This window comes from Photobacterium satsumensis, assembly GCF_050336935.1.
GTDB classification, from domain to species: Bacteria; Pseudomonadota; Gammaproteobacteria; order Enterobacterales; family Vibrionaceae; genus Photobacterium; species Photobacterium satsumensis.
The window spans coordinates 1-10,970 of record NZ_JAKJSK010000028.1; the positions used below are offsets into that span (position 1 = coordinate 1).

General features: G+C 46.1%; 12 protein-coding genes. 11 read left to right on the top strand and 1 reads right to left on the bottom strand.

Annotation, left to right across the window (positions count from 1 at the left end; all coding sequences use genetic code 11):
* The 9 genes from L4D79_RS29675 to L4D79_RS29715 all read left to right on the top strand — a co-directional run.
* On the top strand, positions 1–346 hold a 346-nt coding region (locus L4D79_RS29675; RefSeq protein ID WP_428657382.1), incomplete at its 5' end, for a hypothetical protein.
* Between the two features lie 100 nt (positions 347–446).
* Positions 447–794, top strand: a complete 348-nt coding sequence (locus tag L4D79_RS29680) for a hypothetical protein (protein WP_428657384.1) — start codon at positions 447–449, stop codon at positions 792–794.
* Between the two features lie 158 nt (positions 795–952).
* The gene (locus L4D79_RS29685) at positions 953–1,468 is read left to right on the top strand and encodes an HK97 family phage prohead protease (protein WP_428657386.1); all 516 of its coding nucleotides are present in this window, start codon (positions 953–955) and stop codon (positions 1,466–1,468) included.
* 39 nt (positions 1,469–1,507) lie between these two features.
* Positions 1,508–1,795: a hypothetical protein gene (locus L4D79_RS29690; RefSeq protein WP_428657388.1), complete on the top strand. Its 288-nt coding sequence runs from the start codon at positions 1,508–1,510 to the stop codon at positions 1,793–1,795.
* Between the two features lie 215 nt (positions 1,796–2,010).
* Positions 2,011–2,316: a hypothetical protein gene (locus tag L4D79_RS29695; protein ID WP_428657390.1), complete on the top strand. Its 306-nt coding sequence runs from the start codon at positions 2,011–2,013 to the stop codon at positions 2,314–2,316.
* Positions 2,317–2,415: 99 nt separating this feature from the next.
* Complete coding sequence (locus L4D79_RS29700; protein ID WP_428657392.1) at positions 2,416–3,498, top strand: hypothetical protein; 1,083 nt, start codon at positions 2,416–2,418, stop codon at positions 3,496–3,498.
* On the top strand, positions 3,495–5,921 hold the full coding sequence (locus tag L4D79_RS29705; protein ID WP_428657394.1) for a plasmid replication protein, CyRepA1 family: 2,427 nt from the start codon (positions 3,495–3,497) through the stop codon (positions 5,919–5,921). Before L4D79_RS29700 ends, L4D79_RS29705 begins: the two co-directional genes overlap by 4 nt.
* A 303-nt stretch (positions 5,922–6,224) precedes the next feature.
* On the top strand, positions 6,225–6,560 hold the full coding sequence (locus tag L4D79_RS29710) for a hypothetical protein (protein WP_428657396.1): 336 nt from the start codon (positions 6,225–6,227) through the stop codon (positions 6,558–6,560).
* A 499-nt stretch (positions 6,561–7,059) separates the two neighbouring features.
* Entirely contained in the window at positions 7,060–7,224 is a 165-nt protein-coding gene (locus tag L4D79_RS29715) for a hypothetical protein (protein ID WP_428657398.1), read from the top strand.
* Between the two features lie 650 nt (positions 7,225–7,874).
* Here the strand turns inward: L4D79_RS29715 and L4D79_RS29720 are convergent.
* Positions 7,875–8,393 carry a helix-turn-helix domain-containing protein gene (locus L4D79_RS29720; RefSeq protein WP_428657400.1) on the bottom strand — a complete coding sequence of 173 codons (519 nt, stop codon included), beginning with the start codon at positions 8,391–8,393 and terminating at the stop codon, positions 7,875–7,877.
* A gap of 309 nt (positions 8,394–8,702) precedes the next feature.
* Here L4D79_RS29720 and L4D79_RS29725 point away from each other — a divergent pair, with 309 nt between their 5' ends.
* Both L4D79_RS29725 and L4D79_RS29730 read left to right on the top strand, forming a co-directional pair.
* A complete protein-coding gene (locus L4D79_RS29725; protein ID WP_428657402.1) occupies positions 8,703–10,037 on the top strand; it encodes a phage major capsid protein in 1,335 nt (444 codons plus the stop codon).
* Between the two features lie 11 nt (positions 10,038–10,048).
* On the top strand, positions 10,049–10,970 hold a 922-nt coding region (locus L4D79_RS29730; RefSeq protein WP_428657404.1), incomplete at its 3' end, for a phage major capsid protein.

The following is a 10,970-nucleotide window of genomic DNA, read 5'->3' on the forward strand; positions in this document are numbered from 1 at the left end:
AGATGGCGACTTGCTGATGGTTTCCGATAAAGACGGTGAGTTTCATATTCTTGGTTATCCAGTTGTAGAGTGGGAATCTCTACCTGATGCAGCAGGAGATGCAAGCAGACCACCTACAACGCCTGAAGCGGGTGTTTGGCTCATGTTTGGTGATATGGGGGCCGCGATTAAAGTCTCTGATGTTGAAGGCTCAGAGAAGTTTATCAATAACCCATACAATGAAGGCTTCAAAGAGCTGAAGTACGAAAGTAAGCACGGTGTTTTTGCATTGGATACGTCTGCTTTGGTGATTATTGCTGCGCTTAATTCCCCTTATATTCCTCAGAAAGAAGCGCCTATTCCATAGAGATGCTCTTTTACTGGCTGAGAAAGAAACAAGCTAGAAAGAAGCGGTTCTGGCGAAATTAATTTAAGGCGGGGTAGCCCTCGCCTAGTAAGGAAAAGTAATGATCAATCTGAATGATGAAAAGAAAGTGCGCATCAATATCTCTATTAGCAAGCGCGCTCTTAATACTCTTCAGGAGAATATCCCAGAGAAAAAGCGTAGTGCATTCGTTGAATTTCTAATTAACCACTACTGCAAATATGAAGCCGGCAACTTCAATCGCTTTTATTTCAGCAAGGAAACGGCTGAAATTATTAACCGGGATGAAAACCAAGCAGATGATAAGCGCCTTCACGATTTAATCTCTGAGCTTGCCGGCAAGGTCGATGAGCTAAAAGAGCATCAGGAATACCGTGAGGCCGAGTTGGCCAAGCTAAAGCATGAAGTGGAGGCTCTTCAAGATGGATGAGCGAGACACAATTCACGCCTTTGTCACTCCCAAGACCGGCGAGATGATTAGGAAATTTGTGCCCCGTTACCACTGGGGCCGGTTCACTGGGTACTTGCTTGATAAGCATTTCAGCGAAGAAGAGATCAAAAACTTTAAGCGGCGCTGGGAGGTTAGCCATGAAAAACAAATCGACTGACTTTTGCTTTAAGTCCCTGTCAGATGTGGGCGAGATTTCTGGCTACCTGAATGTTTTCAACGTTAAGGACTACGCTGGCGATATCACCTTGCCGGGTGCGTTTAATGCCTCTCTGCAAGCCCTGAAAGGCCGTAAGTTGCCGATGCTGTACCAACACAAGACTGATGAGCCAATCGGGGTCTGGGAGGAGTTACGGGAGGATTCCCATGGCCTCTATGCCGTTGGCAAGCTCAACCTTGAAGTTACGCGGGGTCGTGAGGCCTATGCGCTGGCCAAGCAGGGTGCGCTTACTGGCATCAGTATTGGCTACACGGTTGATGATGAGTCTTACGACCGCAACCAGGGCGCCAATCTGCTTAAAGTCGTGACCTTGAAAGAGGCTAGCCTTGTCACGTTCCCGGCTAATGACGAAAGCCGTGTGGATGATGTTAAGTGCGACCATGGCTTGATTGAGCAAATGATGAATGAAATTCACGACATGCTAAAAGCGGCATAACGAACAGCCGCCCACCGTGGCGGCTTATTTGGAGGATTTATGCCAAATTGCCTTGATGGTTACGTCAGTACGACCGGGTGGGAACTGGCTTCTAGGAAGTTTTACCCTAGTGACGGCGGGAAGAAATTAATCATCGATCCGCAAATTAAATCGAAGGTTCTTGCCAAGGAAGCCGAGCTGAAGGGAAAGCATCTTTATTACCTGAAGCGCTTTTGTAATGACACTTACTCATGTGATATCTGCGGTCAGACAAAGCTCAAGATCAATGTATTCGTTGGTGGTGATGATGGCCATTATCTGGCCTGCGTTCGATGCAAGCGGCCATAAAAATCGCCCGAGGTGTGAGCAGTCAGTCAATCCGTGGAATTTCGGCCATTGTTGGAAGCGGTCATTGTATGTAAGATGGCTTGCAGAAACGAAAAAACCCCAAGGCGGCAACCTCGGGGTTTTCTCTAAAATCGTTAATTGCAGTCAAAGTGCACAAACGACCCTCAACAAGTCAATTGTGCGTGATGGCTGCCTAAATAGCAAGAGAGGCAACCGTGAAACTGGTAACGTTAAGCCAAAATCTGAACAACAGGGAGCATGAATTCATCAATAACATGGTGATCAAGCTTCACAAGGCCGCATCAATTGACGAAGTTTTCAATCCTATCACCGATGGTCTACTGACCTACGTCGATCTTAGTGGCCTTGAATTGCCACAGCCTAAAGCCCAAGAATTCCCATCAAACCGCGATTTCACTATCGAGGATGATGCTTTGCCTGAGTCTTGGGAGCGCCAACCTAAGCAAGAATACATTTCATCCAATAAAGCCGAATCAATACCGTTCATAGCCTTTGGCTAATTGCGCCTATTTGCAGGTCAATTTTTAAACGGAAATTTGTTTTTGGTAAAAAAAACCCACGCGCTGCAACGCATGGGATATTCATTGGAATAATTATAAATGTATTCAGAGCGCATTCTAGCACCTAATAAAAATCTAAAGCTATCGCTATTCAAGACCGTCGACGACAAGGTGAGCGGTCATAAAGCAAGTTTCGAGTGGTTGGCACAAAAAGCCGCCAACCCTTACAGCACGGATAAGAACGAAACACCGGTATTCATTTGCACTGGCACAAAATCCAAGCAGAAAAAAGACATCATCGCTCATGACAAGATGAACTGTCTGGTCTTGGACATCGACAGCCACCACTATGAAGAGGATGAAATCGCCTCTCTGATGGCTGGATTCGATTGCGATTATGTTTGCTATGCCACTGCATCGAGCATGAAGTCAAAAGCCGCTGGCGTTGCTCCCATGAAGCGCTGGCGCATTATTCTGCGCCTACCTTTGCCAGTTTGCGCTGATGCTTGGGTCAAAATGCAGAAAGGGCTTATCCGAACAGTGCCAGGCAGCGACCGGGCGATGGCGAGCGTGTGCCAGGTGTCATTCCTTCCAACGGTCAACGACTCAACGGTTCACTATTGGCACAAGTTCGAGCTGTCAAAAGGCGGCTTGTCTCGCGACCATATCATCAGGCTGACCCTTGAGGGCATCGAGTACGAGAAGGAAGAGGCGGCAACATCCAGATTGGCTAACCCTAGCGGAGCGTTTAGGGCTGATGTGTCATGGTCTGACACGGTTGACCCAGCTCAATCGGTATCGCCAATTGCAGCCTACAACCATCATACAAGCATTCATGCTTTGCTTGCTGACTATGGTTTTAAGCGCCATGGCACTAAGTACATTCACCCCAATAGCCAAAGCGGAAAAGCTGGGATTATCGTCTTCAACAATGGGACAGGGTACTACTCCCACCATTCAGAGGATCCGCTTTTCGGTGGTGAGAACGGCAAGGCATTCGATGCCTTCTCTGTCTACAAATGGCTTGAGCATGAAGGCGACCACAACGCGGCTCTGATTGCTGCAGGCGATATGTTTATCGTCACCTCATCCAAGACGGGACACAATCGAACCGTCACCGAACACAACCAAACAGCTTTCAAGATTCAGCAACGCCTTGCTGGTAATGGCGGTGCAGAATGAACATCCCAAGCTTTGACATTTGGGCGCTAAAACGCCCTAACCTAACAGACGTTAAAAAGCCGCTGGAGAAGTTCGCCAGCCTTGAGAACCATGAAGAGATCGCCGCTTATGCGATGGCTCTTAGTCTGCGCCATCTAAGGGATATCCCAGTGAAATGGCAGACAGCCGAAGAGTTCATGGATCACTTGCTGGCATACAACAACAAGCTATCTACGGAAACCATCACCAAGCTGAAGTGGATGATCGCCAAGCACGTAAACAAGACTGCAAATAAAGCGGTCAGCTTGATCACCATGGGGCCACTGGTGAAGGTTCGCCACAATTACCATCTAATCACCGACCTTGCCGACATTGGCGGGCTCGGGGATGGCGTTCACGTTCTTTCGGCTGGTCATGGTGCTGGTAAAACGGGGCATGTTGGAATCCCTTTTGCCAATGACTCAAGCGGCAAGTTTATGGCGATGTGCCACCTTCAAAGCCTGACACTGAACATCGCCAAGCGATTCGAGATAACTGGCTATGAAGAGTACAAGGCAGAGATTAAGCGTATCTCTGCCCTAATGCGCTGTAACTACAAGCAAGCCATTGCCGAGGAAAGCCGTAACGCCTTGGCTATCTGCCTGAACTCGATGATCTCAACGCTTGAAACATGGCTCGATGACGTTGACTCAATCCTGATTGATGAAATTAGCCAGGTATTGGCTGCGCTAGGTACTGGCGACCACATCAACGAACTTGAACGCGCCCAGCTATACAACAAGCTGGTTGCTATCGTATCAAAAGCCAAGCGTGTTCTGGTTATGGATGCCGACCTCGATGACACGGTGATCCATTTCTTGGAGTCATGCCGACCGAACGAAAAATTCAACGTGTATGAAGTACCACGCCAAGATAATGGCTATAGCGTTGAATGGGTTTACGGTGCGCATGATCGTATCCCTGCGCGTGATACAGCCATCGAGAAGAGCATTGCAATGCTGTTGGATGGCAAAAAGGTAATCATTGCCACTGATGGGCGTGATACTGCCAAATACACTGGCAAGATAATCAACCAAACAGTGCCAAGCGCAAAGGTATTGGTGATTAACAGCCAAACCACCAAGACAAGAGAAGTGCAGGACTTCCTCCGCAACCCTACCGAAGCGGCAAGCCAGTACGATGCTGTCATTCATAGCCCTTCCATGCGTTCTGGCGTATCGATTGAGTCAGACCATTTTGACCATGGTGTTTGTATCTTTGCTGGTAAGTCAATTACGCCACAAGATGCCATCCAGATGATGCGCCGTGCTCGAAACCTTACTTCATGGTTTATCGCTGTTGCCGAGTCATACAACGAAGGCATTGAAGATGTTGCCGTGATGGAGTCACAGCAAGAAGCCCTGGGCAACTTCGAAGGCTACAACGAAGAGGCGGAGAGCAAACCGCTGAACCGCTTTATCAACATCCAGAAAGCCAAAGAGACTACGGCAAAGAATATGTTTGCTGTAGGGCTTTACCATCAGTTACAGGCGTACAAGTTCAGCATTTCCCACTGCGAAGAGCGAGCCGCTGATTACAGTGGTATGGGTGAGATGCGTAAGGCTGACAAAGAACACTTCACATCATTGATGCTGAACTCAACCCAGATTGACCAGCATGAATACACCGTGCTGAAAAACACCGACAACAAGAGCGAGACTGAGCGCGCTCAATTGGAGTCATTCAAGATCCGCACTTACTTTGGTTTGTCATCGCTTGAAGAGGAACATATCGAGCTTTGGAATAACGGTCGCGGTAGAGGTCGAATCCGTATGCTTGAAGCCCTTATGGATGGCGAAGAGATCCACGACGAAACCAAAGAGCTGTCGTCGAGCCAGCGCTCTTTCGTGAACGTGAAGGCAGCAATCTTCAAAGAGCTGTTAAGCATGACTGACATCAAGATCGAAGATGGCATGGTGAGCGGTCGAATTACCCAGCAACAAGAGAAGGCATTGCTTGAAGACATTTGGAGTGACCGCCTCTTGTATTCCTATCTTGGAATCATCCCAGCTAAGTTCAGCAAGCCGAAATCGGTTAAGCCAAAGTGTGCCAAGAAACTACTCAAGCCGATGTTTGAGAAGGCTGGTATTGAGATTTCCAGCAATAAGATTGGTGTCTATGACGGGGGCAGAAAAGCCATCCGAATACTGGTGGTTAACGAAGAAAAAATGGGATTAATTTGCCATGTCGCAAAACAAAAATGTATGGCACTTTCGGAGGTTATTCTAAAGAAAAACCCACAAAGTGCCATACATTCTGTACAAAAAATAGACAGCGGTGTGAGCGCTGATTATTGGGGTGATTTGCCTGATAGAGAGGTGGCGCTTCCGAGTCAGAAAAGAGCGAATTACTGGAAGCCCGGAGTTGGTGGAGATTATGAAGACCAGTTGGTGATTGACTGGTGATAATGCGCTCCGCGCTGGATAGCCAAGCTGGGAGTTTTCTTCAGGGCTTGGCTTAGTGTCCGGCTGGACACTGGAAAAAATTGGCGTTCGGAACTCCGTACAACGATCAAGAGTGGACATTCAACTGTTGAATAGCGTGAATGTAGTCGGTTCGACCACTTTGGCGTATTAGACGTATTAAGCGTATTAAGCGTATTAAGCTGATTAGGTCTTAGCCTGTTGAACGTATAAGGCGTGTTAGACCTGTTTTGGTTATACCAGGCATGTTAGGTTTGCGGCTCAAATCGTATAGGCGCGAAACGTATGACTAAAAAAATACGAGTAACAGATGCTCACCTGTTTGCCATGATCATGGATTCGTTGGAGGACAGTAATCTAACTGCCGAGGCTCAAAGGCTGTTGTTTGAATACTGTGGCTTTCTAGAGAAGATTACTTACAACGAAATAGATCATCAGTATGGCGAGAACGTGGAAATCAGAAACATGATGGAAGCCATTCTGGATAAGATGCTTGATGGCTGTCCTAATCCGGCTGACACCATCGGTAACGTGGATATCTTCACGGCTATTGTTCGCGAAAGGGCAATGGATAATCTCGTTGGTATTGCCCAGCAAAGTGACACTGTAGTGATGAATTAACTGTCATGAAAGATAATGCATTGTCATGACGACTGCGCATTATCTTCTAATATGTTAAATACGATCTGGGCGCTTGGTTCGAAGCGCTCATAATTACACGTTAAGTCTTGGGATATTGGCTGAATAGCCGAAGTTATCTGAAATTGTTTTGCACAAAACAATTGTTTTGCACAATACATATCAAAAAAAGGGCGAAAGGCCTAAAAATATAGCTTTCGCAGGGCGTTCCCCCGATATTTGTGGACATTAAACTTCATGCGTAGATAGTGTGCTACACCGTTCCGAAGGTGTAGAAGTAATGCATAAATATAATATTGTCCCTAACCACAACCCAAATCTATACACGATACATACCATGCGATGTGGCAATAAGTTAGTTGTATCTGTATATCCATTGGTAGCCACTGTTATTGATTGCTCAAGTGTATATAACGATGATGATGTCGATAGCTTTTGTGTGCTTGGATATGTGTCAATTGAGTCACAAGGCACTAGGTGTATGCTGTTAGATATGAGAGGGAATATCTGTAGTGAGCCTAACTCAGAGTTTTTCTGTACAGATTTGAAGAACTATATTGCTGGCGAGATGATAAAGCTTGATTGCAATGGATTGGATGAAGAAAGCAGCATCCTTGGCTATATCCCACGTTCTGAGCTGATATAAGGCGAAATATTTAAGGGGGGGGAGGCCAAACAAAAAAAGGGCCTCTCTTAACCAATCGACGACCCCTCGATTTTTCGCGAATGTAAGTTGAAACCTTTTTTTTCTAAAATTTAACAAATGGCCGAAAATTTGGATTTTATTGCCAAAAATTTGAAATAGAACCGAGAAATGAGATTTGTGCGGATATTGGGTTAGAAAGGAGCGAGCTGCCCTGCTAGTATCCATCTCGCCTATTTTTCGATACTCCATTGGCTGAGTGTCAAGGAAGGCCCTTATCCTTGGCGAGAAGGCCCAGCTTAACCGCTGGGCTTTTTTGTGCCTGAAATCCAAACGATTAGCTTGGCTGGACTTCATAGTGGTGGCTTATCGCTGATATCATCTAGGTGCTTTATAAATCAATTTATGTGTTGATGAGATAAAGCTAGGGATGATTTGCACTATGATCTTAAGCCCAGCGGCTATCTGGGCTTATTTTTTCGCACCAACCCCGAGCCAAGACCGGATCCCCCCAGTTTGGCTAACCCGCCGGAGGCGTATTAAAGCGCCCTACCCAATGACCAGGGCATCGAGCCTAATAGCGATAACCAGCGCAGCAAAGCGAGCATATAAATAAGATCAGCCCGAAGGGATGGCATAAAAAGCCCTTGCTCTTAGCTTTTGGCTTTTGGCTCCCACTCATCGATATATTTGCTGATTGTCCCACGGTCGATACCAGTGGCTTTATGGATTCCTGTAATCGATGGCTTGCCTCGATAGATCGGAATTTCGTCCATCTCATATAGAGCAGCAAACAGCTTCTCCTTAGCAATCCGCGCTCTCTCATCATTAGCATTTTGCTGACCACTTGGAGCGTTTTCTTGCTTTGTCTTGGGGGCCTGTTCTTTGGGCTTGCTCATCGATGTCATGGCTTGTGTCAGGTGACGCACTTCATTTTTTAATTGTGTCATTTCTTGTGTCAGTGACTCAATGGTGGCACGTAACTCGACACAGTGACATTTTGTGTCATTTGACACGGATTTTGGGATCGGTCTTAAAGCTAGAGCATCGGCTTCAGATACTAGGCGTTTTCTACCTTGCTGAATGTAAGGAAGCTCCCCAGATTCCATTTTTCTATATATGGTTTTCCGTGACAAACCTGTGACGTTACATGTGTCATTGACACTAATCATGACCTACTCCATGACAATTTTTGATCAGTGTCAAAAATGTATCATGACATTATTTTTGATGCAGGCTTTTTGGGTGGAAAAATGTGATCTCTATCGCGGGGATATACACACTCAGTGTGTATAGTTGCTCTGTTCCTGCTTGAAGCAGATAGCCGCCACCCAGCGAGATGCTGGGCTTGGGATTGATGCTAGGGAACGCCTGCCATGCGGGACGCTTGGCAAACCTAATTCTATTAATTTAGGTTTGCTGGCTGTTTCGTCTTCAGTCCTTTTGGTTCGCCGGCAAGCCTATTCAAACAGGTTTACCGAATGCGAACTCAAGCTCCAAACCCTACGAACTACAAGAACACCCCAGAGGATGCGATCCGCTTTGCGCGTGATTCTATCGAGCACAACAATGACCAGCTCAAAGAGCATGATCAGGATATTTCTGATCTAAAAGACCATTTCTCAACGCTGGAAGCTAAACAAAAAGCTGACCCGGTAGCCTTCAAGAAAGAGGTCATCGAGCCTTCAAAAGAAATGCTGAAGCATGTTGATGATTACCTGCTTAACGAAGTTAAACAGGGTAAGTCATTCCAGCAATTCTTAAAGGAGCGCGGTGTCACTGAATACTCAACAGATCCTATTTACTGCGAAACCAAATCAGCTTGGACAGGCAATAGTCAGGACATTATTCCAGCAGAGTTAATTGATGCTGCGGATATTACCCCTCGCACTAATAGCGCCCTTTTGGATTCGATGTTTTTCCGTGGTCTGAATAATCGAGATTCTAGCCTTATCACGTTAGATTCTCGCACTAGTGATGGCCGTACAAGCGAGTGGAATCCAACGCGCCAAGACCCTGACTTAACTGATACGCCTACATTTAAGGCGAATAAGTTCTATGGCTTCAAGCCGCACAAAAAATACATTCTGTCGAATGAGGTTCTTTTCGAGAATATCTATGGTCAGGGCCTTGCTGGCATGATCCAAGCAATTTGTCAGGATGATGTTGCTCGTCAGGTTGAAACTGAATTTTTGTTCGGTGATGCAAAGCGCGGTGATTCAAATATTGAAGGTGTTCGCGGTCTACTGCGTGACATTGTTGACTACCGAACAGCAGCCGAAGAAGCCGAAGAAGGTGCGCAGCCTTCATACACTGAAGCCCTAAAGGGTGATGATGCTCGTCACCGTGAAGTTATTCAGGTTATCAAGTCAGGTGTAGACAACGGCTTGCCAACCACCAACGACGATCTGATTGCGCTATTGCTAACGGTTAAGAATTCAGTATCTCGCAACAAGTACGGTGAAGACCTGCGTTGGTATATGCCGGTTGAGGTATGGGAGCACCTTGAAAACCGTAAGGATGAAAACGGTCGCCCGCTATTCAAAAAAGATCTGATTGATGACCTTGGCTATAAGCTACTTGGTTACGATGTTGAGATTGTCGATAACTGGGTTGATCCTATGGTTGGCACTGGCAAAGAGGTTGGCATTCTATTCGGCAACATGTCAAAAGTTGTCAATCGTAGCTCTCTGCATAGCTCGCTAATTATTGATCCGTTCACTGTCGATGGTGCTGTTAAGTATTACCAGGAACAATGGGACATGATGGCCATCGCTGAAAATGATGCCGTCCGAGCTGTAGCCTTTACGGCTTAATGGTGGTTGATATGGATAAAATCACCAATCTAAGCGAGTACGTGGCATCCCAGCCTAATTCCGTAATTCTTGACCAGCAATGGGTTGGAAATACGGTTCACAAGCAGGCTCGAAAATCACAACAGCTACTACAAAAAGCCTCAAGCGGAACTGTACCAGGCGAAGGTTTTAAAGAGCTTGTTCTTGCCCGTCATCCTGACCATGAAGATCCGTTTTGGGCCTCCACTGGCACTTATTTCAAGGTGTTCAAGAAATACCAGATTGATAATGAGATGTGGAATGAATCCAATGCGGTTAATGACGGTTTTTATCAGGACGTTTGTGCTGTTGAAGAGGGTGAGTCCAAGGTTCAATCTGTCTTCAACACAATCATTGGCCCTAAACATTTGGATGTTGCCATTGAGGGTGGCGAGAGCTGGAAGGATACAGAGATCCGCGATCCTGCATATTTTCGTGTTATCTCATCTTTATATTTAGAAGGTTACCCACTTCAGATTGGGAATTATGAACACTTAAAAGACTTCTTAATCATAATGCAAGAAGCTGAATCGTTATTGCCATCAAAATATTACCCAACAGCATGCTGGTATATGAACAGTAACACCAGAAAATTTATGCGTAAGTTAGTTGGCCCAGATGGCGACTTGCTGATGGTTTCCGATAAAGACGGTGAGTTTCATATTCTTGGTTATCCAGTTGTAGAGTGGGAATCTCTACCTGATGCAGCAGGAGATGCAAGCAGACCACCTACAACGCCTGAAGCGGGTGTTTGGCTCATGTTTGGTGATATGGGGGCCGCGATTAAAGTCTCTGATGTTGAAGGCTCAGAGAAGTTTATCAATAACCCATACAATGAAGGCTTCAAAGAGCTGAAGTACGAAAGTAAGCACGGTGTTTTTGCATTGGATACGTCTGCTTTGGTGATTATTGCTG

Bases quoted from the DNA above. Each gene is read 5' to 3' on its own strand.
- L4D79_RS29680 (WP_428657384.1), top strand. From the start codon at position 447: ATGATCAATCTGAATGATGAAAAGAAAGTGCGCATCAATATCTCTATT.
- L4D79_RS29720 (WP_428657400.1), bottom strand. From the start codon at position 8,393: ATGATTAGTGTCAATGACACATGTAACGTCACAGGTTTGTCACGGAAA.
- L4D79_RS29725 (WP_428657402.1), top strand. From the start codon at position 8,703: ATGCGAACTCAAGCTCCAAACCCTACGAACTACAAGAACACCCCAGAG.
- L4D79_RS29715 (WP_428657398.1), top strand. From the start codon at position 7,060: ATGCTGTTAGATATGAGAGGGAATATCTGTAGTGAGCCTAACTCAGAG.
- L4D79_RS29705 (WP_428657394.1), top strand. From the start codon at position 3,495: ATGAACATCCCAAGCTTTGACATTTGGGCGCTAAAACGCCCTAACCTA.
- L4D79_RS29710 (WP_428657396.1), top strand. From the start codon at position 6,225: ATGACTAAAAAAATACGAGTAACAGATGCTCACCTGTTTGCCATGATC.
- L4D79_RS29685 (WP_428657386.1), top strand. From the start codon at position 953: ATGAAAAACAAATCGACTGACTTTTGCTTTAAGTCCCTGTCAGATGTG.
- L4D79_RS29690 (WP_428657388.1), top strand. From the start codon at position 1,508: ATGCCAAATTGCCTTGATGGTTACGTCAGTACGACCGGGTGGGAACTG.
- L4D79_RS29700 (WP_428657392.1), top strand. From the start codon at position 2,416: ATGTATTCAGAGCGCATTCTAGCACCTAATAAAAATCTAAAGCTATCG.